Below are 24850 nucleotides of genomic sequence, written 5' to 3' on the forward strand. Positions count from 1 at the left end.
CGGATCAACGTTTGACGGAAAAAATTCCCGGTGGCGGCGGGGTGGAGTCCACCGCGTCCGCGTCGGAGACCACCGGGACGCCGCCGGCGAACCGGTCCAGCTCGTCACCGGCCACCACCCGACCCGGGAACCAGTCGCCGGCCGCGCGCCGGGACAGCTCCGGCACCGGCGGCTCCACCCGGGACGCCACCAGCACCAGGTTGCCGTACCGCCGGCCGCGCAGCACCGCCGCGTCGCCCACCAGGCAGGCCCGGGGCAGCACGGTCCGCACGGTGGCGACCTGCCCCCGGGCGTGCCGCAGCGGCGGGCCGTCGGCGACGTTCGCCAGGTAGTGGCCGTCCGGCGCCAGCACCCGGGCCACCTCGGCGGCGAACTCCACCGAGGTCAGGTGCGCCGGAGTGCGGGCGCCGGCGAAGACGTCCGCGACGATCACGTCGTACCCGCCGTCCCGGCTGGACGACAGCGTGGCGCGGGCGTCGGCCACCCGCACCCGCAACCGGGGATCGGCCGGCCAGGGCAGCTCCCGCCGGACCAGCTCCACCAGCGCGCCGTCCACCTCGGACACCCGCTGTGTGGAACCGGGCCGGGTGGCCTGCACGTACCGGGGCAGCGTCAGCGCGCCGCCACCCAGGTGCAGCACCCGCAACGGCGCGCCGGCGGGGGCGACCAGGTCGATCGCGGCGGCCAGCCGCCGGACGTACTCGAACTCCAGGTGCGTCGGGTCGGTCAGGTCCACGTGCGACTGCGGGGTGCCGTCCAGCAGCAGCGTCCACGAACCGGGGCGGTCCCGGTCCGGCACCAGCTCGGCCCGCCCGGTGTCGACGTCCGCCACCACCCGGTCGGCGTCCCGCCGCCGGCCCATCAGCGCCGCATCCCACGCGCCGCCGAGGTGAGCACCCGGTGCAGCAGCCGCGCGTCGCCGAGCATCCCGCGCAGCTTGCGCTCCAACCCGGCGATCGGCACCAGGTTCTGCGGGGCGCGCGGGTCCTTGTACGGGGTGGACGCGAACCGGGGCAGCGTGACCAGGGACAGGTCCGCCAGCGCGACCGCCTCCGGCACGGTCAGCTCGGCCGAGCACTCCATCCGGACGATGCCCGCCCACGGCGCCCCGGCCGCCACCGGCAGACGCAGATACCACGACCAGCCGCCCCACGCGGTGCCCAGCCGGAACACCGGGCAGCGCTGGCCCGGCGCCAGCCCGGTCACCACCGCGGTCAGCCGGGCGTCGAGATACTGGCTGTGCTGGGTCTTGATGTAACCCAGGGTGCGCGGCAGGTTGCGGCGGCTGCGCAGCGGACCGTCCACCACCAGCAGGTCACCGTCGGCGCGGACCGCGTCCGAGACGGCCACCTCCAGCGCGGTCAGCGGGCCCTGCACCGCGGCCGGCAGCTTGCTCAGCTCGCCGGTGCCGCCGACCCGGTGCACCGGGTAGCGGACCGAGCCGGCCACCACCTCCTGCGCCGACGGGCTGGCGGTGAACAACCCCCGGCCCACCCGGGCGCCGGCCAGCTCGGCGGCGCCCCGGTCCAGGTCGCAGCGGACCACCCCGGCCGCGTACGAGGCGGCGATGCCCGGGAACGAACCGCCGTCCTCCTCGGCCGTCCAGACGCTGGCGTCGATCCGGCGGACGCCGTCGACGAGCAGCACCACGTCCGGCGACCGCACCCCGGGACGGGGATCGATCGCCCGCCAGTCGGTGACCGGCAGTTCGACGTCGGCCTCCACCTGGGCGCTGCTCGGCGTCGCCGGCCCGGTCCCACCGGCCGCCTCGAACGACGCCCCGTACGCCGGGTCCCACGAGTCGACGAAGAACCGGGCGCCTCCCGGCCGGGTCACAGGCCGGTCCGCTCGATGCGGGCGGTGCGGGCGTCCTTGCGGACCTCGAAGCGGACCGGGATCCGCTCGGCCAGCGCCGGCACGTGGGTGACCACCCCGACCATCCGGTCCCCCCGGGCGGCCAGGTTCTCCAACGTGGCGGCGACCGTGTCCAGCGTGGCCGCGTCCAGCGTGCCGAAGCCCTCGTCCAACACGATCGACTCCAGGCTCGCCGCGCTCGTCGACATGCCCGCCAACTGCTCCGACAACGCCAACGCCAGCGCCAGCGACGCCTGGAACGTCTCCCCGCCGGACAGCGTCCGCACCCCGCGTCGCAGCCCGGCGTCGTGGTGGTCGACCACGAAGAACTCACCCTTGTCGTGCATCAGGTCGTACTGCCCGCCGGACAGCTCCCGCAGGATCCCCGACGCGCCGTCGACCAGCAGGTCCAGCGCCTCGGTGAGCAGCCAGCGCTCGAAGTTGTTGGCCCGCAGGTGACTCGCGAGCGCGCGGGCCACCCGCGCCTGCCGCTCGTGGCCGGCCCGCTGCTCCCGCAACTCGACCGCCTGCTCGCGACGCTCGGTGAGCCGGCGCAACTCCGCCTCGGCCCGCTCCACCGCCACCGCGGCGTCGCGCAGCGGATCGTCCGGCGCGTCCAGCTCGGCGGCGGTGAACAACGCGCCGATCCGGTCGGACACCTCGGCCGCCGCCCGCCGGGCCGCGTCCACCGACCCGGCCAACCCGCCCCGGTCGGCCCGCCGCCGGTCGGCCTGCTCGCCCGCCCACCCGGCCAGCGCCGCCCAGGCCGACGCCACGTCGTCCCGGTCGGCGGCCGGCGGGCCGAACCGGGCCAGCCCGTCCCGCACCGCGTCGAAGTCGCGCCACGCCCGGCGCAACCGGTCCTGCGCGCCGTCGAGCGTGCCCCGCGCCCGCCGGGCGGCCTCCCTGCCGGCCCGCACCGCGCCACCGGCCTCGTCCAACGCCGCCCGGAGCCGGGCGTGCTCGGCCAGCGACCGCCGCAGCGCCTCAGGCGCGGCGGCGTCCACGAGCTGCCCGTCCAGCTCGGCCAGCCGCGCGGCGAGCCCGTCCTGCTCGGCCCGGACCCGCAGCAGCACCCGGTCCAGGTCACGGGCGGCGGCGTCGTGCTCGGCCAGCACCCGCTTGGCGGCCTCGCTGGCCGCCCGCGCCGCCTTGCCGGCCGCGAGCGCCCGACTCACCGCCGAACCCTTCGGCACCGCCGGCACGGCGACCACCACCTGCTCGCAGACCGGGCACGGCGCGCCGTCGACCAGGTGCGCCCGCAGCGCCACCGCCTGGTCGGCGGCCTTCGCCTCGTCGTGCGCCCGGAACGCCGCCTCCAGCTCGACCTCGGCCCGCTCGGCGGCGGCCCGTGCCGCGTCCAGCGCCGCGACCGCGGTGTCGTGCTCGGCCCGCGCCGCGTCGACCGCCGCGTGGACCGTCGCCGCCTCGCCGGTCAACCGCTCCCGGTCGGCGTACGCCCGCAGCAGCAGGCGCGCCGCGCTCTCGTCGCCGGCCGCGGCCAGCTCGCCGCGCAGCTTCTCCTCGCGCTCCTCGGCCAGCCCGACCGCCGCGGTCGCCTCGTCGACGGCCACCCGGGCCGCGGCCACCGCGCGGGCCAGCTCGGCGGTGCCGTCCGGCGACCGCACCCCGGCCAGCACGCCCAGCTCGGCGTCGAGCGCGGCCAGCGCCGCGGCCCGCTCACCGGCCGTGGCCCGGGCCCGTTCCAGTTCCGGTACGGCCGCCGCGACCGCCCCGGCCAGCTCCCGCACCGCCTCGACCCGGCCCCGGGCATCGGCCAGCCGCGCGTCGTCCACGTCGGCGAGACCGCCGAGCACCTTGTCGACCGTCTCCAGCTTCGCCTCGGCCTGCCCGGCACGCTCGACCGCCTTCTTCTGCACGCCCTCGTAGACGCCCAGCCCGAGCAGGTTCACCAGGATCTGCTGACGGGTGGCCGGCTTCGCGTGCAGGAAGTCGGCGAACTGCCCCTGCGGCAGCACCACGCACGAGGTGAACTGCTCGTACGGCAGCCCGACCGCGTCCAGCACGGCCTGCTCCATCTCGGCCGGCGTGCCGGCCACCACGTCGCCCAGATCCTCCGGGCTGAGCCCGGTGTCCAGCTTGGTCACGTCGAAGCCGGGCGGCATGAGCTGGAGACCGGCGTTGGCCGTCTTCACAGTGCCCCGGCCGTCGCGGCGGACCACCCGGGTGGCGACGTACCGGTCGCCGGCGGACTCGAAGACCAGCCGGACCCGGGCCTCGGTGGCCGACGGGGCCAGCGCGTTGGCCAGCCCGCGCGTGCCGCCCCAGCGCGGCACCGTGCCGTAGAGCGCGAAGCAGATCGCGTCGAGCACCGTCGACTTGCCCGAACCGGTCGGCCCGACCAGCGCGAAGAAGTCGGCGTCGGTGAAGTCGACGGTGGTCTCCTCGCGGAACACGGTGAAACCGGCCATGTCCAGTCGCATCGGCCGCATCAGTGCTCCACCTCCTCGAGCAGCTCGTCGAAGAGTTCCCGCACGCCGTCGTCGGCGTGCCCACGGCTGCCCAGGTAGTCGGCGAACAGCTCGCGTGGCGAGCGGCCGGCCCGCTGGGCGGTGCGGGTGCCGCTGCCCGGCGCCGGCATCAGCTCCGGGTCGATCCGGATCTCCAGCGCGCGGGGGAGCAGCTCCTGGACCTCCTCGCGCAGCCCGGCCCGGGGTTGCTCCCGGACGAAGACCCGCAGCCAGCCGTCCGGCGGCTCGATCTCGGCGAGCTGCGCGAGGGTGCCCCGCACCGTGCGCAGCGGCACCGCGCCGGGCACCGGCACCTCCCGGACCCGGGCGGCGGTGGTGGCGGTGACCTCCACGATCGTCACCGAGCCGATGTTCTCCTGCTCGCCGAAGTCGACCGCGAGCGGGCTGCCGCTGTAGCGGATCGGGCAGGGGCCGATCACCCGCTGGGAGCGGTGCAGGTGGCCCAGCGCCACGTAGTGCGCGTTGCCCGGGAAGACGGTCGCCGGCACCGCGTAGCCGAGCACGGTGTGCGCGTCCCGCTCGCCGCCGCCGGTGCTCGCCCCGACCACGGTGAGGTGCGCGGTGACCAGGTGCACCCGGTCCGGCTCGGTGAAGCCCTCGGCCAGCTTGTCGAGCACCCGGCCGAGATGGTCGGCGTAGGTCTGGTTCGCCTCGGCCGGGGTGAGCGCGTACATCTCCACCGCGCGGACCGCGTAGCGCTGGGACAGGAACGGCAGCGCGGCGACCCGCCACCGCTCCCCGTCGCGGGTCACCCCGTCGATGACGTGCTCGGCCGGATTCTCCCGCACGCTGCCGCGCAGCGTGATGCCGGCGGCGTCGGCCCACGGGCGCAGCGCGTCGAGCGCCGCGCCGTTGTCGTGGTTGCCGCCGATCGCCAGCACGTCGGCGCCGGTGCGGCGCAGCGCGGTCAGCGCGCGGGTGACCAGCCGGGTCGCCTCCGGCGTCGGCGCGGCGGTGTCGTAGAGGTCACCGGCGACGATCACCAGGTCGGGCCGCTCCTCGCGGGCGATGTCGATCACCTGGGCGAGGACCTGCGTGTGCTCCTCGGCCCGGGACTGCCCCTTGAGGACCTTGCCGACGTGCCAGTCGGAGGTGTGCAGGATCTTCATGGTGGATCGCCGCCTAGAACGGGATGTCGTCGTCGGAGGTGCCGGAGCCGACCACCGCGAACGGGTCGGCGGCCTGTGTGATCGACCGTAGCGTCTCCGACGGGGCGCGGCCCGCCTCGGAGACCCGGGTGGCCCACGCCGGGAACGGGAACTCCAGGCAGAGCGGTACCGGGATGTCCGGCTGGTTGACGAACATGGTGCCGGGCTTGGCCAGCAGCGCCCGCTGGCGTTGGGCGGGCGGCAGGAAGCCGTACTCCGGGCGGGACGCCTCGGCCGGGTCGAGCCGGCCGACCACCCGGATCGCCGAGTTGGTGACGATCCGCCGCTCCACCTCGCTCGCGGTCTGCTGCGCGCCGACCAGGATCACCCCCAGCGAGCGGCCCCGCTCGGCGATGTCGAGCAGCACCTCCTTGATCGGGGAGGAGCCCTCACGGGGCGCGTACTTGTTCAATTCGTCGAGCACGACGAAGAGCAACGGCTTGGCGGTGCCGGCCTTCTCCTTGCGCTCGAACTCGCTCTTGAGCGTCACGCCGACCACGAAGCGCTGCGCGCGGTCCGGCAGGTTGTGCAGGTCGACCACGGTGACCTGGGCGCTCTCCGCGGTGTTGATCGAGTGCGGGCGGCGGGTGGCCAGGTCACCGCGGATCAGCCGGCCCAGGTCCTTCTTGCTGCCGATGAGCCGGCGGGCGAACGCGTTGACAGTGCCCAGGCCGACCGCGCTGCCGGCCCAGTCGCCCCGGGTCTCGTCGTCGTTGAGCTGGTCGACCACGTGGTCGACCAGGTCGGCGTAGGAGCCGAGGCGGACCCCGTCGATGCTCACCCCGCCGTCGGCGGGCTGGGCGTAGCGGGCCAGGTGAGCGGCGACCGAGTGGACCACCATGGTGTATTGCTGGCGCTCGTCGTCGGCGTCGGCGAACACGTAGGGCAGCAGCCGGTCGGCGCAGAACTCGCTCAGCGTCCAGTAGAAGCTGTCCACGCCGGTGAGCCGGCTGCTCACGTCCGGCGTGCCGGAGGAGTCACCGACCCGGGGCGGGGCGTACACCCGCACGTCGGGGAACGCGCCGGCGTCGAGACCGAGCTTCGCGTACGCCGCGCGGGTCGGGTCGTCGAGCCGGGTGTTCGGGTGGTCGAGGAAGAGCAGGTCCTCGCCCTTGACGTTGAAGATCAGCGCCTTGGCGTTGACCGCGTCGCCGCCGAGCACGCCGGAGCGGAACACCGAGTAGAGCAGGAAGGTGGCGAAGCTGGTCTTCGTGGCGACGCCGGAGATGCCGGAGATCGAGATGTGCGCGCCCCGGGTGCCGTCGAGGAAGTCGGCGTTGAGGTAGACCGGGACCCCGTCGCGGCCCATCCCCATCGGGATCCGCCGCTCCATCCGGTCGAAGTGCAGCGCCCGGGCCCGCGCGTCCCCCTCGGCCCGGTGCACCACCGCGCCCGGCGTGGGCGGGACGTAGAACTCCGGATCGACCCGGGTGGTGGTGATCTCGGCGGCCTCCTGCACCTGCGCCGGCAGCGTGCCGTCGGCGATGGCGAAGACGTCGGAGTCGAACTGCGCCCCCTCGTGCCGGGCACGCACCTGGGTCACCACGCCGGCGATGGTCACCGGCTCCCGGTCGGGCAGCTCGCGTCGGGTCACCACCACGTCGTCGAGTTGCAGATAGCTCCCCGGGGCGACGGCCGTCCAGAAGGTGAGCGGGGTGGCGTCGGCGGTGCCGAGCACCCGGCCGACCCCCTCGCCGGGGCCGTCGAGCTGGTCGTCGGTCATCGGCGGTCTCCGGTCGGCTGGTCGTCGGATGGGCGGCGCACGTCCTGCATCCTGCCCGAGGGATGCGACAGGTTGCCACGCGACGCGTCGGACGCCACGCCGGCCGTCGCCGGGCGGATCCGGGCGAACACGGTACGTGCGATTCCGCTCCCGACGTGCCCTCGGCGGGAGATCCTGCAAGGGGGACGGAGAGCGGGGAGAGCGGCACGTGGCACGGGGTCGGCTGGTCGGGCTGTTCACCCTCGCCGCGACCCTGCCGGCGATCGAGGAGGCGGTGCTGACCGCCGTGCGGTTCCACGCCGCCCGGGCGCTCGCGCCGCAGGTCACCGCCGTCTGGCCGTACGACTCGTACCACGACATGCGGTGGCTGCTGGTCTATCACGACTCGTGGGGAAGCTTCGGGCTCGGCCTGCTCGCGTTGGTGGTGCTCCGCGGGCTGTTCTCCGCGCTGCTCACCTGGCTGGCATGGCCGGTCGACGCGCCCCGACCGGCCCGGCGCCCGCTGCTCCGGCGCAACCTGGAGGTCGCCGTGGTGGCGGCGCTGGTGGTCTCGCCGTGGGCCGCGCTCTCCGTCGCCTTCTCCGCGGTGGCGCTGTCCTGGTACCTGTTCGCCTCGCTCGGCCCGCTGCTGCTGACCGCGCCGTTCCTGGCCCGGGCCGGGGTGGTGGACCGCTGGTGGCGCGGGCTGCCCACGATCGAGCTGTTCGGCTGGTCGACGCTCAACTTCGCGGTGCTCACCCTGGCCGGCGCGGCGATCTCCAGCGTGCCCGGCTGGTGGGGAGTGCCGGTGGCCACGCTCGCCGGGGCGGCGAACGGGGCGCTGTGGCGGAGGGTCGTCGACGCCGCGGTGCGGCCGGCCCGGGTCCACCTGCCCCGGTTCCCGGCCGCGCCGATCGTGATCGTGCTGGCCGTGGTCGGCGCGGTGTGGGCCGAGTCGTTCATCGGGATCGCGACCGGGGGCCAGGGGGAGTGGCGCCCGCCGATCCTGGCCCAGCGGTTGCCCGACCGGGTGCCGGAGGCGGTGATCGTGCTGGGCGGGCACGACTCGCGCTGGAACGGCGAACCGGCCGCCGACCCCCGGGTCGAGCGGTACTCCTACCAGGGGCTGGACGCCTCGGGGCGTCCGCTGCCGTACCGGCCGGAGGCCACCCACCAGTCGTTGGACACCAGCGCCGCGATCCTGGCAGCGCACGTGCGGGCGTTGCACCGACGCACCGGACGGCCGATCGCGCTGGTCGGGCAGAGCGAGGGCGCGATGGTGGTCCGTACCCTCCTGGACAAGCTGCCGCGTGGGCCGGTGACCGCGGCGGTGCTGTTCAGCCCGCTGGTCCGCGCCGGACGCACCTACTACCCCCCGCCCGGCTACGAGGGCTGGGGCGTGGCCACCGGCTGGCAACTGCGGGCGCTGTTCTGGCTGGCCAACCTGCCCCGGCCGGTGAAGGACCAACCGGACGAACCGTTCGTGCGGTCGATCCTCGTCGAGGCGCCGTTCTACCGCAACCGCACGCTCTGCCCGGTGCCGGGGGTCCGGATGATCGCGTTCCTGCCCACGGTGGCCGCCGCCGAGGCGCCGCCGGGCGAGTACAGCCACGTGCCGGTCTACCAGACGCCCGCGTTCCACGGCGGCCTGGTCGGCGACCGGGCCCTGCAGGACGAGGTGATCCGGTTCCTGGCCGGCGAGCCGATCAACCGGCCACGCCGCGAGTACGACCTGCTCCAGCGCCTCGGCTCGGCCTGGCAGGCGCCGTCGCTGCTGCTGACCCAGAATCCGCTGTGGTCGGCCACCCGGGAGGGCGACCCGTCGCGTACCGGCCGGGTCTGTCAGCCGCGCTGATCAGCCGGTCCGCGTGGCCCGGTGGTGCCGCAGCAGCAGCCGCAGCGCGGCCCCGTCGAGCGCGACCACGAGGACGGCCCGCAGCGGGGCGTACGGCAGGAGCAGCAGATCGACCAGGACCGCCGGCAGTACGCAGCAGCACGCCACCGGCACCGCCCACCGTCGACCGGTGAGCACCGCCAGCCCGGCGACGGTGACCGCCACCCCGACCGCGAGGTGCGCCCACGCCCAGCCGCCGAGGTCGACCCGGTAGACCCCGTCGGCGGTCGCCACGGCGAACCGGGCGTGCCCGGTGTGCGCCCAGGCCGACACCGCGTCCACCAGCCCGGCGGCGGTGAGCAGCCCGGCGGCGAGCAGCGGCCGGCGCGCCGCCCCCGGCCCGACCAGCCCCGTCACGCCCATCTCCCCAGGCTAGGCCCTTCCCCCGCCACCCCCTCCCCGTGCCCGCAGATTCCCGGAAAGCGTGGCTGTTCCGGGCGGAACGGCCACGCTTTCCGGGAATCTGCGCGGGGTGGGGTGGGGCGGGGTTGGGTCAGGTGGGGTGGTCGCGGGTGTAGCGCAGCATCAGCACGCCGTCGGCGGCGGCCAGTACGTGCCGCAGGGACAGGTGGCGTGGGGCGCTGGCGGGGCCGGCGGTGATCCGGCCGGGGCCGGCGCCGGCGAGCAGCGGCGCCACGGTCAGGCACAGCTCGTCGACCAGGTCGGCGGCGGTGAGCGCGCCGAACAGGTGCGGGCCGCCCTCGCAGAGCACCTGGCCCAGCCCACGGCGGCGCAGTTCGGCCAGCCCGGCGGCCAGGTCGACGTGGTCGGTGCCGCACCGGATCAGGTCGGCGACCTCGGCGAGCCCGGCCGGTGGCACGGCGTCGGAGCGGGTGAGCACCAGCGGCCGGACCGGGGCGTCCGCGAAGCAGCCCTGCGCCGGGTCGAGGTCGAGCGAGCCGGAGACCACCACCAGCGTCGGGAACTCGGCCAGACCCCGCTCGCGGCGCCAGGCGCGGCGGTCGGCGCTCAGCCGGACCGCGCCGTAGCCCTCGTGCCGCAGCGTGCCGGCCGCCACCAGCAGGCCGTCGCAGAGCATCCGCAGCAGCCCGAAGACGCGCTTGTCCGGCTGGCCGGAGAGCCCGGCGGAATAGTCGTCCAGGGTGACCGCGCCGTCCGCGCTGGCGACGAAGTTGACCCGTAGGTGCGGCTGCGTCGCCCGGTCGTAGAGCGCGGTGAGTTGCGGGTCGGTGAGCGGACCGGTCCCGGGCGCGGGCCAGACCCGTTCGATCGGCGTGCCGCCGCTCATTCGCCGGCCGGCCCGGTGACCGGCGGCGTGGGCCCGGGTGCGCGGTGTTGGCAGTCGCACCACGTCCGGCCACGGCAGTCGCGGTGCCGCCGCTCCCGGCAGGCTCGGCAGATCATGCTGGCAGCCTATGCCGCGCGGGGGGCGGTGGAGCGCACGCGGTAACGAAATGGGAACGCTCCCAGCGGCCTATTGACACCCCTGTTACCTGCCGGCAATCTCATGGGAGCGCTCCCGGCGGTGGTGTGAATCTCCTTCCTGCCCACTCCGGCCCGGCGCCAAACGCACCCCCCACCACACAGATATCTCGCCTCACCACCGAAAAGAGGGGTCTGAAGATGAGCGTCCCGATTCACCGTCGGCGCTTCGCGGCCATCGCACTCGCGTCCGCCATGGTGCTCACCGGCGCCACGGCCTGCGGCAACGACGACGACTCGTCGGGCGGCGGGGACAGCGGCGGCCCGGTCACCCTGGTCGTCGACGTCTTCGGCGACCAGGGCTTCGGCTACGAAGACCTGTACAAGCAGTACGAAGCCGAGCACACCAACGTCAAGATCCAGGAGCGTGGCAAGGGCCTCGGGCTGGGCGACTACAACACCCGCCTGACCCAGCAGATCACCGCCGGCTCGGGCGCCGGTGACGTGGTGGCTCTCGAAGAGGGCACGATCGTCCAGTTCTACGCGCAGGCCGACAAGTTCGTGAACCTGGCCGACCACGGCGCCAACGACCTCAAGGGCAACTTCCTGCCGTGGAAGTGGGAGCAGGGCACCACCCCCGACGGCAAGGTGCTGGGCCTCGGCACCGACGTCGGCTCGATGGCGCTGTGCTACCGCAGCGACCTGTTCAAGGCCGCCGGCCTGCCCACCGACCGCGAGCAGGTCGGCGCGCTCTGGCCCACCTGGGACAAGTTCATCGAGGCCGGCCAGAAGTTCGCCACCGCCGACAAGAAGCACAAGTTCGTCGACTCGGCGACCAACTTCTACAACGTGGTGCTGATGCAGATCGCGGGCCAGGGCACCGGCTACACGTACTACGACAAGAGCAACAAGCTGGTCATCGACCAGAACCCGGACGTGCAGGCCGCGTACCAGCTCACCACCAAGATGATCTCCGCCGGGCTGTCGAACAACCTGCAGTCCTTCTCCAACGAGTGGAACGCCGGTTTCAAGAACGGCACCTTCGCCACCATCGCCTGCCCGGCCTGGATGACCGGTGTGATCAAGGGCCAGGCCGGTGACGCGGCGGCCGGCAAGTGGGACATCGCCAAGGCCCCCGGCGCGGGCGGCAACTGGGGCGGCTCCTTCCTCGGCGTGCCGAAGTCGAGCAAGCACCAGAAGGAGGCCGCGGAGCTGGCCAAGTTCCTGACCAGCGCCAAGGGCCAGATCGGCGCGTACAAGGCGGTCGGCAACCTGCCGTCGAACCCGCAGGCGCTCACCGACCCGGCCGTGGCCGACTCGACCAACGACTACTTCAGCAAGGCCCCGGTCGGCAAGATCTTCGCCGCCGGCGCCACCGACCTGAAGCCGGTCTACCTCGGCCCGAAGAACAACGCGGTCCGCACCGCCGTGGAGAACACGCTGCGCGCCGTGGAGCAGGGCAAGTCCGCCGACGAGCAGTGGCAGGCGGCCTTGAAGAACGGTGCGGCCGCCGGTAAGTGATCCGGCTGAGCCGCTCGCGGGTGGCGTCGGCAGCCCCGTGCTGCCGGCGCCACCCGCGGTGCCCGCAGAGCCCGGCGTCGCCCGTGAGGCGGGCGACGCCGGCCGAGGAGAAGGACTCCTGATGAGCCTCGACCTGCACGCCACGGCGCCGCCCGAGCCCCGCCCGCCGCGCGCCCGCACCTCGCACCGCCGCGCCAGCTCGGCCACCAAGCTGGACCTGAAGTACTCGCCCTACCTGTACGTCCTGCCGTTCTTCCTGCTCTTCGCCGTGTTCAGCGCGTACCCGATCGTGTACACGGTCTGGATCGCGTTGACCGACCGGTCCCCGCTCAACGCGACGATCTCCTTCGTCGGGCTGGACAACTTCGTCGAACTGATCACCGACGACCCGCAGTTCTGGAACGCGGTGGTGAACACGTTCGGCATGTTCGTGCTCTCCACCGTGCCCCAGCTGATGCTGGCGCTGATGCTGGCCAACGCGCTGAACCGGAAGCTGCGCGCGCAGACCTTCTTCCGGATGGCCATCGCGATGCCGATCATCACCTCGACCGCGGTGGTCGCGCTGATCTTCTCGATGATCTACGCCAAGGACTTCGGCCTGATCAACTGGCTGCTCGACGCCGTCGGTCTGGACCCGATCGACTGGCGGGCGAACCGCTTCGCCTCCTGGTTCGCCATCTCCACCATGGTCGACTGGCGGTGGGTCGGCTACAACGCGCTGATCTACCTGGCCGCCATGCAGTCGATCAGCAAGGACATGTACGAGGCCGCCGCGCTCGACGGGGCGTCCCGGCGCCGCCAGTTCTGGTCGATCACGGTCCCGCAGCTGCGCCCCACGATCATCTTCACGCTGATCATCTCGACCATCGGCGGGCTCCAGCTGTTCACCGAGCCGCTGCTGTTCACCAGCGGGTCGGGCGGCCTCTCCGGCGGCTCCGAGGGCCAGTTCCAGACCATCACGATGTACCTGCTCGACGTGATGAACCAGCGCTTCCGGTGGGGGTACGCCGGGGCGGTCGCGCTCGTGCTCTTCGTGCTCATCGCACTGATGTCGACGATCAACTACCTGCTGGCCCGTCGCATCAGCTCCGACAAGTGAAGGTGACGAGATGACGACCACCGCACTCCGTCCGCCCACCCGGCCGGCCGCGCCCGCCAAGGTCAAGGCCACCCACCGGGCCGAGCGGCTCTTCAAGGCCAGCCCGCTCACCTGGTTCGGGCTGGTCCTCGGCGTGTTCCTGTCGCTGTTCCCGTTCTACTGGATGATCGTCATCGCCTCGCGGACCAACGACGCGGCCAACTCCTGGCCGCCGCCGTTCCTGCCCGGCGGCAAGCTCGGCGAGAACATCGAGCGGGTGCTGGCCAACGGCGACGCCAACGTCGTCAAGGGCCTGATGAACTCGTTCCTGGTCTCCGGGACGATCACCATCGCCACGGTGTTCTTCGGCTCGCTGGCCGGCTTCGCGTTCGCCAAGCTCCGCTTCCGGGGCAAGAACGCGTTGCTGCTGATCATCCTCGCCTCGATGATGGTGCCGATCCAGCTCGGTGTGCTCCCGCTCTACATCCTGATGGCGAAGCTCGACTGGCTGAACACCATGCCGTCGGTCACCGTGCCGTTCCTCATCGGCGGCTTCGGGATCTTCATGATGCGCCAGTACGCCGAACAGGCGGTCCCGAACGAGCTGATCGAGGCCGCCCGGGTGGACGGCTGTTCGACCTGGCGGGTGTACTGGCACGTGGTGATGCCCGCGCTGCGGCCCGCCGCCGCGGTGCTCGGCCTGCTCACCTTCATGGAGCAGTGGAACCAGTTCTTCTGGCCGTTCGTGGTGCTGGCCGACCCGTCCAACCCCACCGTCCAGATCTCGCTCCGTAGCCTCAACACCGCCTACTTCGCCGACAACTCGCAGATCTTCGCCGGTACGTTGATCGCGACCCTGCCCCTGTTCATCGTGTTCGTTCTGTTCGGCCGCCAGATCATCGGCGGCATCATGGAAGGCGCCGTCAAGTCGTGAGCAACCCAGCCAGCCCGCCCGCCGTCGGCGTTCTCGACGAGGGCCCGGCCGTCACGTTCCCGCCCGGCTTCCTCTGGGGCGCGGCGACCGCCGCGTACCAGATCGAGGGCGCCGCGGCGGAGGGTGGCCGTACGCCGTCGATCTGGGACACCTTCAGCCACACCGAGGGTCGGACGGTGGCCGGGCACACCGGCGACGTGGCCTGTGACCACTACCATCGGATGTCGGACGACGTGCGGCTGATGGCCGACCTGGGGCTGCGGTCCTACCGCTTCTCCGTCTCCTGGCCCCGGGTGCAGCCGGGCGGCGCCGGCGGGGTGAACCAGGAGGGGATGGACTTCTACCACCGCCTGGTCGACGAGCTGCTCGGGCACGGCATCGAGCCCTGGGTGACGCTCTACCACTGGGACCTGCCCCAGCCGCTGGAGGACGCCGGCGGCTGGCCGGCCCGGGACACCGCCGGCCGGTTCGCGGAGTACTCGGCGCTGGTCGCCGACGCGCTCGGCGACCGGGTGAAGTACTTCACCACGCTGAACGAGCCGTGGTGCTCGGCGTTCCTCGGCTACGGCTCCGGCGTGCACGCGCCGGGCCGGTCGAACGGCGCGGACGCGGTCCGGGCCGGGCACCACCTGATGCTCGGGCACGGCCTGGCCGTGCAGGCGGTGCGGGCGTCCCGCCCGCAGGCGGAGCTCGGCATCACGGTGAACCTCTACCCGGTCACCCCGGCCACCGGGTCGGCGGCCGACGCCGACGCGGCCCGCCGCATCGACGCGCTGGCCAACCGCTTCTTCCTGGACCCGGTGCTGCGCGGCGCGTACCCGGCCGATCTGATCGCCGACCTGCGGGGCGTCACCGACCTCGGGCACGTCCGCGACGGCGACCTGGCCACCATCTCCACGCCGCTGGACATGGTCGGGGTCAACTACTACAGCCGGCACGTGGTCGCCGCGCCGGTCGAGGGCGGGGAGCCGGAGCCCTACTGGCGGGCGCCGTCCTGCTGGCCGGGCAGCGAGGACGTCCGGTTCGTCACCCGCGGCGTGCCGGTGACCGACATGGACTGGGAGATCGACGCCCCGGGCCTGACCGAGACGCTGGAGCGGGTCCACCGGGAGTACACCGACCTGCCGCTCTACGTCACCGAGAACGGCTCGGCGTTCGTCGACACGCTGGCCGACGGGCGGGTCGACGACCCGGACCGGTTGGCCTACTTCGCCGCGCACCTGCGCGCGTCGCACGCCGCGATCGAGGCCGGGGTGCCGCTCAAGGGCTACTTCGCCTGGTCACTGATGGACAACTTCGAGTGGGCCTGGGGCTACACGAAGCGGTTCGGCATGGTCTATGTCGACTACGACAGCCAGGCCCGGATCGCGAAGTCCAGCGCCAGGTGGTACGCCGACGTGATCCGACGCAACGGCCTGGCCGCACAATAAGCTGGGCCAGCCAGTAACGGGTGGTGCCCGGCGCCGGGGCCTCAACCGGTGCCGGGCCCGCCCGACCGTCGGAGGAGCACAAGACGATGACAACGCAGCGCACCCGCTCGCTCGGGCGCCCGACCCTCGACGCGGTCGCGGCCCGCGCCGGCGTCGGGCGCGGCACGGTCTCCCGCGTGGTCAACGGCTCGCCGCAGGTCAGTCCGGAGGCCCGGGCGGCCGTCCAGCAGGCCATCGCCGAGCTGGGCTACGTGCCGAACCGGGCCGCCCGGGCGCTGGTCACCCAGCGGACCGACTCGGTGGCCCTGGTGGTCTCCGAGTCGGGGGAGCGGGTCTTCACCGAGCCGTTCTTCGCGGCGATCGTCCGGGGCGTCAGCTCCGGGCTGGTGGAGACGCCGATGCAGCTCTGGCTGGCGATGGTGCAGTCGCCGATCGAGCGGGAGCGGGTCGAGCACCACCTGACCAACCAGCACGTGGACGGCGTACTGCTGCTGTCCCTGCACGACTCGGACCCGCTGCCCACGCTGCTGGAGGAGCGCGGCCTGCCGGCGGTGCTCGGCGGCCGGCCGGCCCGGATGCTGCACCCGAACGCCCAGCCGGCGTGGTTCGTCGACGTGGACAACGTCGGCGGCGCCCGGCAGGCGGTGGAGCACCTGTTCGCCCGGGGGCGGCGTCGCGTCGCCACCATCGCCGGCCCGCAGGACATGGGCGCCGGCCTGGCCCGGCTCTCCGGCTACCGGGAGGCGGTGCGCGCCGCCGGGGGCATGGTCGAGAACGGCCTGATCGCGTACGGGGACTTCAGCGAGGGCAGCGGCACCGCGGCCATGCGTCGGCTGCTGGACTCCTGCCCGGATCTGGACGCCGTCTTCGTCGCCTCCGACCTGATGGCTTTCGGCGCGTTGCGCGCGCTGCGGGAGGCGGGTCGCCGGGTGCCCGAGGACGTGGCGGTGATCGGCTTCGACGACGCCCCGATCGCCCGCCAGGCCGAGCCGCCGCTGACCACGGTGTTCCAGCCGGTGGAGGAGATGGGCCGGCAGATGGCCCGACTCCTGGTCTCCCGTATCCGCGGTGACGACGTCCCGTCCCCGCACGTCCTCCTGAACACCGAGCTGATCCACCGCGCCTCCGCCTGACGTACCCTCCACCACCTCGCACGATCCGCGCTGATTCACGGAAAGAGTGGTCATTCCGCGCGCGATGACCACGCTTTCCGTGAATCAGCGGGCGTGGGGGAGGGGTGGGGTCAGGACCAGCGGCGGAGTTCGCGGCGGGCGAGGGACGCGCGGTGGACCTCGTCGGGGCCGTCGGCCAGGCGCAGCGTGCGGGCCTGGGCCCAGAGCGCGGCGAGCGGGGTGTCCTGGCTGACGCCGGCCCCGCCGTACGCCTGGATCGCCTTGTCGATCACCCACTCGGCCATCGCCGGGGTAGCGATCTTGATGGCCTGGATCTCGGTGTGCGCGCCCTTGTTGCCCACGGTGTCCATCAGCCAGGCGGTCTTGAGCACCAGCAGCCGGGCCTGCTCGATCCGGACCCGGGACTCGGCGATCCACTCCCGCACCACGCCCTGCTCGGCGAGCGGGCGGCCGAACGCCACCCGGTCCAGCGCGCGGCGGCAGAGCAGCTCCAGCGCCCGTTCGGCCATGCCCACCAGCCGCATGCAGTGGTGGATCCGCCCCGGGCCGAGCCGCGCCTGGGCGATGGCGAAGCCGGTGCCCTCGGCGCCGACCAGGTTCTCCACCGGCACCCGGACACCTGTGAAGTCGATCTCGGCGTGCCCGCCGTGCGGGGCGTCGGAGTAGCCGAAGACGGTCATGCCCCGGCGTACCGTCACGCCGGGGGTGTCCCGGGGGACCAGGATCATGCTCTGCTGGCGGTGCCGGTCGGCGTCCGGGTCGGTCTTGCCCATCACGATGAAGATCTCGCAGCGCGGGTCCATCGCCCCGGACGACCACCACTTGCGGCCGTCGACCACGTAGTGGTCGCCGTCGCGGGTGATCCGGGTGGCGATGTTCGTCGCGTCGGAGGAGGCGACCTCCGGTTCGGTCATGCAGAACGCGGAACGGATCGTGCCGTCCAGCAGCGGCGCGAGCCAGCGCTCCCGCTGCGCGTCGGAGCCGAACTCGGCCAGCAGCTCCATGTTGCCGGTGTCCGGCGCGGCGCAGTTCAACGCCTCGGGGGCCAGGTGCGGGCTGCGCCCGGTCAGCTCGGCCAGCGGCGCGTACTGGAGGTTGGTCAGGCCGGCGCCGTAGCGCGCGTCCGGCAGGAACAGGTTCCACAGGCCCCGGGCCCGGGCCTCGGCCTTCAGCTCGTCCATCACCGGCGGCCGGGCCCACGGGTCACCGGCGGCGAGCACCTGCGCGTGGTGCACCGGCTCGGCCGGCAGGACGCACTCGGTGAGGAACGCCTCCAGCCGCTGCCGCAGCTCGACCGTGCGGTCGTCGTACGCGAACTCCATCACTTCTCCCTCACCGCGTGCAGACCGTGCGCGACCAGCGGCGCCACCATCTCGCCGATCCGGTCGAACCCCTCGCCCAGCGTCTGCCCGAGGGTGTGCCGGTAGTGGATGCCCTCGCAGATCACCGCCAGCTTGAAACAGCCGAGCGCCACGTGCCAGTGCAACGGGCCGACGTCGACGTCGCTGCGGCCGGCGTAGCGGTCGATCAGCTCGGCGCCGGTGGGGAAGCCGGCCCGGGGGCCGATCCCGTCCGCCACCGGGTTGCCCTCGGCGAGGTCGCTGTCGCCCAGCACGTCCCAGTAGGTCAGCAGCAGGCCGAGGTCGGCCAGCGGGTCGCCCAGCGTGGCCATCTCCCAGTCGAGCACCGCCCGCACCGTCACCGGGTCGACGGCGGCGAGCAGATTGTCCAGCCGGTAGTCGCCGTGCACGATCCGGCCCGCGTTCGCGCCCTCCGGCACGCTGCCGGCCAGCGCGTCGCGCAGCTCGTCGATACCGGGCAGCGGGCGGCTGCGGGACCGGTCGAGCTGCCCGGCCCAGCGTCGGACCTGCCGGGCCAGGTAACCCTCGGGGCGGCCGAAGTCGGCCAGCCCGACCTCGGCCGGCTCCACCCGGTGCAGCGTGGCGAGCGTGTCCATCATCGCCATGGCGAGGTCACGCCGCTGGCCGGCGGTGAGCGCGTCGGTCTGCTCACGCCGCCGGTAGACCTCGCCGTCGACGTGGGCCATCAGGTAGAACGGCGCGCCGATGACGCTCTCGTCGGCGCAGAGCAGCAGCGCCTCGGGGACCGGTACGCCGGTCGGTGCCAGCGCCGAGATCACCCGGTGTTCCCGCGCCATGTCGTGCGCGGTGGCCAGCACGTGCCCGAGCGGGGGCCGGCGCAGCACCACCTCGTGGTCACCGGCGCGCAGCAGGTAGGTCAGGTTGGACTTGCCGCCGGCGATCAGCCGCGCGGAGAGCGGCCCGGCCAGCTCGGGCCGGTGGGTGGCCAGGTGGGCGGCGAGCCGGTCGAGGTCGAGCCCGCGCGGGGCCGGGCCGGCCGGAGTGCGGGTGGCGTCGACGGCCGGATCGGTCATCCGGATAGTCGACGGCAGCTCAGCTTTGTTGTCAAGGTCGGATTTTCCCGGCGGGACATGCCGCGGCAACGGGGACGAAACGGCCGGCCGGCAGGCTGGGAACAGCCTGCCGGCCACGCGCCGGCCCGCCGAGCGGAGGGGATCAGACATGCTGCTGAGAGTTCGGGTGACCCTGCCCGACCGACCGGGCACGCTCGGCCAGGTGGCCCGGACACTCGGTGTCTCCGGGGCGGACATCGTCCAGGTGGTGGTCCTGGAGCGGCTCGGTGGGCGGGCGGTCGACGACTTCACAGTGGTCTGGCCGGGGGCGGCGCGGGTGGAACGGCTGCTCGCCGGGCTGGCCGCGATCCCCGGCGTCCGGGTGGACGGCGTGTGGCGGGCGATCGGCACGCCGACCACCACCGGCCAGGACGCGGAGCTGCTCGCCCAGGTGGCGGCGAACCCGACCGACGGCGTGGCCACGCTCGTCGACGCCGTGCCCGGCCTGCTCGCCGCGGACTGGGCGGTGGCCGCGGTGGTGCCGCTGGACTGGGCCGCGCGTCCCGGTGGGGCCGGCTCGGCCACGGTCGGGCACGCGAGCTGGCGGACCCCGACGCCGCCCCGGTTGCCCGAGGTGACCCCGCTGCGGGCCCGCGCGTTGACCAGCCCGGAGGGGCACCACTACGCGTTGGCGCCGTTCGGCCGGGCCGGACTGGTGCTGGTGGTCTCCCGCGACCACGGCGAGCCGCTCTCGGCGGCCGCGTTCCACGCCACCGAGGTGGACCGGCTCGCCCAACTCGTCCGCGCCAGCGCGGTGATCCTCGGTGACCGGCTGGACCTGGTGGGCGCGCCGCCGGTGACCACCGTCACCTGATCCGGTGGCGGGGCGTCACCCCGGGGCAACGGGCGCGCAACAGGCGACCGGCATGGTCGGTGGTGAGGAAGGGAGACAACCATGGCGCTGTGGCGGATCCGAGCCACCGTGGACGACCGGCCGGGTTACCTGTCGGTGCTCACGGCGAGCCTCGCGTTGCGCGGGGTCAACATCCTCACCGTGCAGGTGCACACCACCGAGGTCGGCGCCGTCGACGACTTCCTGGTCGACGCGCCCGAGCAGGTCACCGAGGCCGAGCTGCGGGCCGCGGTCGAGCGGGGCCGGGGGCGGGACTGCTGGGTGGCGCGCAGTGAGGCGCGTGGGTTGGCCGACGAGCCGACCCGGGCGCTCGGTCTGGCCGGTCGGCTGCTCCGTGATCCGGAGGGCGCCGGCGCGGCGCTGCGGACGCTGCTGGGCGCCGACGCGGTGACCTGGCGCCCGACGTCCACCGCCGCGCCGGGCGGCGTGGGCGGCACCACGATGCTGCTCGCCGACCCGGCGGGCGGCGCCTACGAGCTGCGCCGTCGGGAGCCGAGCTTCACCCCGGCCGAGTACGCCCGGGCGCAGGCGCTGGTCGAGCTGGCGGCGACGCTGGACCGCCGGGACGCCCACCGGGTCACGCTGGTGCTGCCCGACGGCGGGGAGGTGTCGGTGCGGCCGGCCACCGCCGACGACGTGCCGGCCGTACGCGAACTGCACGTCGGCTGCTCGGAGCGGAGTCGGCAGCGGCGCTACCTGAGTGGCGCGGCGTACCCGTCGCCGGCCCGCCTGCGTCGGTTGCTCGAACCGGCGCGGGGGGTGACCCTGCTTGCCACGGCGGGCTCCGGCGGGGCGGCGGAGCCGGTCGTGGCGATGGCCAACCTGCTCGGCGAGGGTGACGAGGCTGAGGCGGCGCTGCTGGTCCGGGACGACTGGCAGCGACGGGGCCTCGGCTCGGCGCTGCTGCGTCGGCTGCTCGGGCACGCCGGCCGGGCGGGTTGCGCCGCGGTGCTGCTGCACGTGCAGGCGGAGAACACGCCGATGCTGCGGACACTGCGCCGGCTGGACCGGCCGGTGACGCTGGACCGCGACGGCGGCGTGCTGACCGCGACGTTGCCGCTGACCCCCGCCGGCCGGGTGGGCGTGCCGGCCGGCCGAGGGCCGGGGGCCGTCCGACCGGCGTGGCCCGGCCGGGACACCGTGGCGGGCCTGCCGGCGCAGCGGCCGGGTTAGAACTGACGGCAGCCCGGCCGGGTCCACTCGGCGAGCCGCAACGGCGCGGCACGTCGACGGGGCCCGGCGGGGAGCCGACACCGGCGCCGATGCGGCGCCACCCTGACCGACCTCCGATGCGGGGGACGGTGACACGAACGGGGCCTCCGGTGCGGGGGCCCCGTTCGTGTCCCTGGGCGGCAGGTAGCTGACGATTCGTCCGCCGCGACCTGCCCAGCGGCACGATGCCGACCACGCGTCGCCGCCCCCGCCGCCCGCCGACGCCCGACACGGCAGAGCGCCCCGGACCGCACGGGTCCGGGGCGCTCTCGGCTCAGGAGCGGTCAGCCGCGCTCGACAACCTGGGCGACGAACGCCCGCCAAGAGGCCGGCGCGAAGGCGAGCGCCGGGCCGGTCGGGTCCTTCGAGTCCCGTACGCCGACGACGCCGGGAAGGTTGTCGGCGACCTCGACGCAGGCCCCTTGGTTACTGCCGCTGCGGGTGCTCTTGCGCCAGTGCGCGCCAGTCAGGTCCATGACTTTGCCACTTCCGTTATCAGCTCGGAGGACTGTTGCAGTGTCAGCGCCTCGGCGAGGATGGCTTCCCATTGCTCGCGTAGGGCCGCTACCTCGGCGGTCCGCTCGACCACCTGACCCCGTAGTCGGTTGTCGAGGTAGCCCACGTCAACCAAGTCCGCCAGGGTTGCGACGACAAACGGCCCGTCGAGGCCAGCGTACGCACCGACCCCACGCGGTACGACGTGGATTCTGACGCGACGCCGATCCTGGCAGAGCTGCGCCAGGTGGAACAGTTGCTCGCGCATCACTGCGGGGCCGCCGACGGGACGCCGAAGGACTGCGTCGTCGAGAACGGCAACGAGGTGCGGCGGGTCGTCGCTGGCGAGAATCTGTTGCCGCGCAAGCCTGTTGGCTACTCGCGTCTCCACCTCCTCGGCACTGATCCTGCCATCGCTGCCGAACACGGCGCGTGCGTACGCCTCGGTTTGCAAGAGTCCGGGTACCCACGCGACCTCATACCACCGCAACGTGCGGGCCTGCTGCTCGTAGGTAATCCACTCGCGTAGCCAGAGCGGCGCGGCGTCGAGGTCGGAAAGCCGATGGAGTAGACGCGCGAACATTCCCCCGGTCTTCAGCGCGCGATCGATCGCGACGGCGTAATCGCCCGTCGGCGGGCGCGAGCCTGTCTCAACGGCGCTGACGTGCGTGCCCGAGTAGCTGATGAGCTTGCCGAAATCGTCCTGACTGAGGCCGCGAGACGCACGCGCCCGCCGTAGCTCGTCGAGCAGGATTTCAGCGGCTGTCATGGTCATGTTCCCCAACGCTCCCCACTTTCAGCCGACGCGCCCCCGAGGCTCCCCACCAGGGCAGACGCTGGTCGCCGCGGTCTCTCCAACGTGGCCGAACACCTTCCGACACTAGGCGGTCACGCACAAGAGTGTCACCAGGACGGCGCGGCCGGGAGGGACCACCCGAGACCCGGCGACCGTGTCAGTCAGGGGACTGCCTCGTCCGGCAGGCGTCAGCGCGGGGCGGTCCCCCTTCCATTTCCCCGCGAGAGGAGGGCGTGTTCGTGCCCGAGGAGAAGCCGACCCCCAACCCGCAGTCGACCCCGCCGCCGGTCCGGCCGAACCGCGTTCCGTCGTCGCACCGGCTGTCGTCGCCGGCAACGACGACGCTCTTCCCGCGACCGGGCCACGGCCGGTGACCGCGCCACGCCGCCGGCCGGAAGTGCCCGCGCTACGCGCTGGCGACGTCCTGCACCTGACCGGGGCGGCGTCGCCGCAGTTCGCCCGGCCGATCACGGTCCGGCTGATCCGTGTGCTGGGCTGGCTGACGTACGACGGTTGGTTGTGGGCCGATGTCTACCAGCTCGGCCCGGACGGCAACGCGACCGCCCGCCGCTCCCTGTTCGTGCGGCGGAGCGGGGTGCGCGTGCTGACCCCACCGCCGCCGGTGTCGCAGCGCCGCCCGCGCGTCGGCGCTCTCGTGTGATGGCCCGCCGCCCCGGACCCGCCGACCACGTCCCGTCGCGGCCCACCTGGCGCTGCCGCGCGTGCGGGGTGGCCTGGCCGTGCTCGACGGCGAAACTGAACCTCCTCGCGCGCTACCGCGAGCGGAGGGCCGAGCTGAGGGCGTACCTCCTGACCCTGCACGGGACCGCGGCCGAGGAACTGGCCGAGCTGGATGGCGGCCGGTGCCCGGCAGACCTCGAAGAGCGATTCACCGCCTGGGCCGAGCCTCGCGGTTGACCTCCCGAGCGGCCCGTCCGGTGCGAACCGGGGGTTCGCGGTGCTGCTCAGCGGAGAGCATCAGATCTGCGTTCATCGATGCAATGGCATTTCTCCGTCAGGGGTGCGCGGGTCGTTGATCGAGGGGATTCCCCCGAAACCGACGGGACGCCCGGCCCGGAGGGAATGGCCCGCGACATATAGTCACGGGGAGGGCGAAGCGCCAGGCCGAGAGTCCGGCACCGGTGTCAGGGAGGTGTCAGGATGTTCGGTTGGAAGAAGCTCAACGATCTGGTGGCGCAGCTCAGGCCCGACCTCACGGACCCCGCCCGAGTACAGCAGCTCGCTGATGAGATCGCGAGCCGCAAGCGGACCTGACCCGAAACCATCGACCGGGTGCGGGACCAGCACGACTGGCGGTGTTGATCCGCGGGCACTGGTCGATCCGTTGTGGCCGGTCTCGCGGTCGAGCGGGACAGCAGGAACCATCCGGCGTCGATACGCTGTCGATTCCGCGGGCGGAGGCGCCCGACACGCATCGATGAGCCACGGGGGTTCGATGTTCGGTTGGCGTAAGCATGTCCTGACGAAGCCGCCGCGCCGGCGAGGCTGGGCTCGACGGTCCACCGTGGTCGCCCTGGCGCTGGGTCTGGTGACCACCGCCGCCGCCCCACCCGCCGCGGCGCAGGAGTCCGTCCCGGCCGACCGCGCCCAGGTGCTCGCGTTGCTCAAGAGCGGCGGTCCCAACGTCGTCACGCTCGCCCGTGCCTGCCTGACCGGCAGCGATGAGCAGGTCAGCCAGTTCCTGGCCACAGGCCAGTTCGAGGCGCGCGGCTACGACGAGCGGATCCGCCTCGCGCAGATGATGAGTCTGAGCGGCCCCACCGTCAACGCCGCCGGCCAGCAGGCGCTTTCCGGCGGCGACGCGGCGGTCCGCGCGTTCCTCGAGTCCGGCTACCAGGAGCCGATGCGGCAGGACCTGCGCATCCAGGTCGGCCGGATCATGAGCGCCGGCGGCTCCACCACCCGCGCCGCGGCCCAGCAGGCGCTGAACGGCGACGACACCACGATCGCCAACTTCCTGCTGGTCACCCGCTTCGAGGCGGCCGAGCAGGACGACCGCATCCTGGTGGCTCAGATCATCACCGCCGGCGGGCCGAACGTGAAGGCCGCCGGGCAGGCGGCGCTCAACGGGGACGCCGACGACCTGCGCTACTTCCTCGACCGGGGCCAGGAGGTGGCCCGGGCGCGGGACCAGGAGGTGCTGACCGTGTCCGCGCTCGCCGAGCAGGCGCGGCAGGCCAGCGAGACGGCGGCCCGGGAGACGGTCGCCGCCGAGGACGCCTCGAAGCGGGCGGTCACCGCGGCGAAGCTGGCCAAGGAGGCGGCGCAGCGGGCGGCGGCGGAGACCGCGGCCGCCAAGGACTCCGCCGAGAAGGCCGCCGCCGCGGCCGGCCGGGCCGCCGACGCCGCCCGTCGGGCCGCCGCCGCGGCCCAGGACGCCATCAACGCGGCGAGCGCGGCGAACCGCGCGGCCCGGGTGGCGGCCAACGCGGCGTCCCGCGCCGCCTCGGCCGCCGCGATGGCGGGCAAG

At 73.6% G+C, this 24850-nt stretch carries 21 protein-coding genes; 10 read left to right on the forward strand and 11 right to left on the reverse strand.

Annotated elements, in window-relative coordinates; genetic code table 11:
- Positions 1 to 4: 4 nt before the first annotated feature.
- The 5 genes from C8054_RS28390 to C8054_RS28410 are packed head-to-tail and all read right to left on the reverse strand — an operon-like array spanning position 5 to position 7217.
- On the reverse strand, positions 5 to 862 hold the full coding sequence (locus C8054_RS28390) for a spermidine synthase (protein WP_107162225.1): 858 nt from the start codon (positions 860 to 862) through the stop codon (positions 5 to 7).
- Positions 862 to 1836: a hypothetical protein gene (locus tag C8054_RS28395; RefSeq protein ID WP_107162226.1), complete on the reverse strand. Its 975-nt coding sequence runs from the start codon at positions 1834 to 1836 to the stop codon at positions 862 to 864. The genes C8054_RS28390 and C8054_RS28395 overlap by 1 nt, the downstream gene beginning before the upstream one ends.
- Positions 1833 to 4307 (reverse strand): AAA family ATPase, encoded by a 2475-nt coding sequence (locus C8054_RS28400; RefSeq protein ID WP_107162227.1) that lies wholly within the window; start codon positions 4305 to 4307, stop codon positions 1833 to 1835. The genes C8054_RS28395 and C8054_RS28400 overlap by 4 nt, the downstream gene beginning before the upstream one ends.
- Positions 4307 to 5455 (reverse strand): exonuclease SbcCD subunit D, encoded by a 1149-nt coding sequence (locus C8054_RS28405; RefSeq protein ID WP_107162228.1) that lies wholly within the window; start codon positions 5453 to 5455, stop codon positions 4307 to 4309. Before C8054_RS28405 ends, C8054_RS28400 begins: the two co-directional genes overlap by 1 nt.
- 13 nt (positions 5456 to 5468) lie before the next feature.
- Positions 5469 to 7217, reverse strand: a complete 1749-nt coding sequence (locus tag C8054_RS28410; protein ID WP_107162229.1) for an ATP-binding protein — start codon at positions 7215 to 7217, stop codon at positions 5469 to 5471.
- Positions 7218 to 7425: 208 nt separating this feature from the next.
- Here C8054_RS28410 and C8054_RS28415 point away from each other — a divergent pair, with 208 nt between their 5' ends.
- Positions 7426 to 9051 carry a hypothetical protein gene (locus C8054_RS28415; protein WP_107162230.1) on the forward strand — a complete coding sequence of 542 codons (1626 nt, stop codon included), beginning with the start codon at positions 7426 to 7428 and terminating at the stop codon, positions 9049 to 9051.
- Here the strand turns inward: C8054_RS28415 and C8054_RS28420 are convergent, their stop codons facing one another.
- Positions 9052 to 9453, reverse strand: coding sequence for a hypothetical protein (locus C8054_RS28420; protein ID WP_107162231.1), 402 nt, complete (start codon positions 9451 to 9453; stop codon positions 9052 to 9054).
- A gap of 130 nt (positions 9454 to 9583) precedes the next feature.
- Positions 9584 to 10339 (reverse strand): pyrimidine reductase family protein, encoded by a 756-nt coding sequence (locus tag C8054_RS28425; protein WP_107162232.1) that lies wholly within the window; start codon positions 10337 to 10339, stop codon positions 9584 to 9586.
- Between the two features lie 335 nt (positions 10340 to 10674).
- Between C8054_RS28425 and C8054_RS28430 the strand changes: the two genes are divergently transcribed.
- From C8054_RS28430 to C8054_RS28450, 5 genes are all read left to right on the forward strand, one after another.
- On the forward strand, positions 10675 to 11994 hold the full coding sequence (locus C8054_RS28430; RefSeq protein WP_107162233.1) for an ABC transporter substrate-binding protein: 1320 nt from the start codon (positions 10675 to 10677) through the stop codon (positions 11992 to 11994).
- A gap of 121 nt (positions 11995 to 12115) precedes the next feature.
- Positions 12116 to 13093 carry a carbohydrate ABC transporter permease gene (locus tag C8054_RS28435; RefSeq protein WP_107162234.1) on the forward strand — a complete coding sequence of 326 codons (978 nt, stop codon included), beginning with the start codon at positions 12116 to 12118 and terminating at the stop codon, positions 13091 to 13093.
- 10 nt (positions 13094 to 13103) lie between these two features.
- Positions 13104 to 14006, forward strand: coding sequence for a carbohydrate ABC transporter permease (locus C8054_RS28440; protein WP_107162235.1), 903 nt, complete (start codon positions 13104 to 13106; stop codon positions 14004 to 14006).
- The gene (locus tag C8054_RS28445; RefSeq protein WP_107162236.1) at positions 14003 to 15436 is read left to right on the forward strand and encodes a GH1 family beta-glucosidase; all 1434 of its coding nucleotides are present in this window, start codon (positions 14003 to 14005) and stop codon (positions 15434 to 15436) included. Before C8054_RS28440 ends, C8054_RS28445 begins: the two co-directional genes overlap by 4 nt.
- A gap of 86 nt (positions 15437 to 15522) precedes the next feature.
- Positions 15523 to 16569, forward strand: coding sequence for a LacI family DNA-binding transcriptional regulator (locus C8054_RS28450; RefSeq protein ID WP_107162237.1), 1047 nt, complete (start codon positions 15523 to 15525; stop codon positions 16567 to 16569).
- A 110-nt stretch (positions 16570 to 16679) separates the two neighbouring features.
- On the opposite strand, the gene C8054_RS28455 is transcribed toward C8054_RS28450, so the two are convergent.
- Together C8054_RS28455 and C8054_RS28460 are read right to left on the reverse strand one after the other, a co-directional pair.
- A complete protein-coding gene (locus tag C8054_RS28455; protein ID WP_107162238.1) occupies positions 16680 to 17891 on the reverse strand; it encodes an acyl-CoA dehydrogenase family protein in 1212 nt (403 codons plus the stop codon).
- On the reverse strand, positions 17891 to 18964 hold the full coding sequence (locus tag C8054_RS28460) for a phosphotransferase family protein (protein ID WP_107162239.1): 1074 nt from the start codon (positions 18962 to 18964) through the stop codon (positions 17891 to 17893). The genes C8054_RS28455 and C8054_RS28460 overlap by 1 nt, the downstream gene beginning before the upstream one ends.
- Positions 18965 to 19112: 148 nt before the next feature.
- On the opposite strand from C8054_RS28460, the gene C8054_RS28465 reads away from it, so the two are divergent.
- On the forward strand, positions 19113 to 19817 hold the full coding sequence (locus tag C8054_RS28465) for an amino acid-binding protein (RefSeq protein ID WP_107162240.1): 705 nt from the start codon (positions 19113 to 19115) through the stop codon (positions 19815 to 19817).
- Positions 19818 to 19898: 81 nt separating this feature from the next.
- A complete protein-coding gene (locus C8054_RS28470; RefSeq protein ID WP_107162241.1) occupies positions 19899 to 21029 on the forward strand; it encodes a GNAT family N-acetyltransferase in 1131 nt (376 codons plus the stop codon).
- Between the two features lie 323 nt (positions 21030 to 21352).
- On the opposite strand, the gene C8054_RS28475 is transcribed toward C8054_RS28470, so the two are convergent.
- Together C8054_RS28475 and C8054_RS28480 are read right to left on the reverse strand one after the other, a co-directional pair.
- Positions 21353 to 21544, reverse strand: coding sequence for a DUF397 domain-containing protein (locus tag C8054_RS28475; protein ID WP_107162242.1), 192 nt, complete (start codon positions 21542 to 21544; stop codon positions 21353 to 21355).
- The gene (locus C8054_RS28480) at positions 21535 to 22338 is read right to left on the reverse strand and encodes a helix-turn-helix transcriptional regulator (protein WP_107162243.1); all 804 of its coding nucleotides are present in this window, start codon (positions 22336 to 22338) and stop codon (positions 21535 to 21537) included. Before C8054_RS28480 ends, C8054_RS28475 begins: the two co-directional genes overlap by 10 nt.
- A gap of 391 nt (positions 22339 to 22729) precedes the next feature.
- Between C8054_RS28480 and C8054_RS28485 the strand changes: the two genes are divergently transcribed.
- Positions 22730 to 23020, forward strand: coding sequence for a hypothetical protein (locus tag C8054_RS28485; protein WP_107162244.1), 291 nt, complete (start codon positions 22730 to 22732; stop codon positions 23018 to 23020).
- An 864-nt stretch (positions 23021 to 23884) separates the two neighbouring features.
- Positions 23885 to 24850, forward strand: a 966-nt coding sequence (locus C8054_RS28495) for an ALF repeat-containing protein (protein ID WP_199199960.1), incomplete at its 3' end; no start/stop codon positions are given.

The sequence above is a fragment of the Micromonospora sp. RP3T genome, from assembly GCF_003027925.1.
Taxonomy (GTDB): Bacteria; Actinomycetota; Actinomycetes; order Mycobacteriales; family Micromonosporaceae; genus Micromonospora.

What these genes read in the sequence shown, in the direction of transcription:
- C8054_RS28390 (WP_107162225.1), bottom strand. Translation starts at nt 862, where the DNA reads ATGGGCCGGCGGCGGGACGCCGACCGGGTGGTGGCGGACGTCGACACC.
- C8054_RS28400 (WP_107162227.1), bottom strand. Translation starts at nt 4,307, where the DNA reads ATGCGGCCGATGCGACTGGACATGGCCGGTTTCACCGTGTTCCGCGAG.
- C8054_RS28405 (WP_107162228.1), bottom strand. Translation starts at nt 5,455, where the DNA reads ATGAAGATCCTGCACACCTCCGACTGGCACGTCGGCAAGGTCCTCAAG.
- C8054_RS28410 (WP_107162229.1), bottom strand. Translation starts at nt 7,217, where the DNA reads ATGACCGACGACCAGCTCGACGGCCCCGGCGAGGGGGTCGGCCGGGTG.
- C8054_RS28420 (WP_107162231.1), bottom strand. Translation starts at nt 9,453, where the DNA reads ATGGGCGTGACGGGGCTGGTCGGGCCGGGGGCGGCGCGCCGGCCGCTG.
- C8054_RS28425 (WP_107162232.1), bottom strand. Translation starts at nt 10,339, where the DNA reads ATGAGCGGCGGCACGCCGATCGAACGGGTCTGGCCCGCGCCCGGGACC.
- C8054_RS28430 (WP_107162233.1), top strand. Translation starts at nt 10,675, where the DNA reads ATGAGCGTCCCGATTCACCGTCGGCGCTTCGCGGCCATCGCACTCGCG.
- C8054_RS28435 (WP_107162234.1), top strand. Translation starts at nt 12,116, where the DNA reads ATGAGCCTCGACCTGCACGCCACGGCGCCGCCCGAGCCCCGCCCGCCG.
- C8054_RS28440 (WP_107162235.1), top strand. Translation starts at nt 13,104, where the DNA reads ATGACGACCACCGCACTCCGTCCGCCCACCCGGCCGGCCGCGCCCGCC.
- C8054_RS28450 (WP_107162237.1), top strand. Translation starts at nt 15,523, where the DNA reads ATGACAACGCAGCGCACCCGCTCGCTCGGGCGCCCGACCCTCGACGCG.
- C8054_RS28455 (WP_107162238.1), bottom strand. Translation starts at nt 17,891, where the DNA reads ATGGAGTTCGCGTACGACGACCGCACGGTCGAGCTGCGGCAGCGGCTG.
- C8054_RS28460 (WP_107162239.1), bottom strand. Translation starts at nt 18,964, where the DNA reads ATGACCGATCCGGCCGTCGACGCCACCCGCACTCCGGCCGGCCCGGCC.
- C8054_RS28465 (WP_107162240.1), top strand. Translation starts at nt 19,113, where the DNA reads ATGCTGCTGAGAGTTCGGGTGACCCTGCCCGACCGACCGGGCACGCTC.
- C8054_RS28470 (WP_107162241.1), top strand. Translation starts at nt 19,899, where the DNA reads ATGGCGCTGTGGCGGATCCGAGCCACCGTGGACGACCGGCCGGGTTAC.
- C8054_RS28475 (WP_107162242.1), bottom strand. Translation starts at nt 21,544, where the DNA reads ATGGACCTGACTGGCGCGCACTGGCGCAAGAGCACCCGCAGCGGCAGT.
- C8054_RS28480 (WP_107162243.1), bottom strand. Translation starts at nt 22,338, where the DNA reads ATGACCATGACAGCCGCTGAAATCCTGCTCGACGAGCTACGGCGGGCG.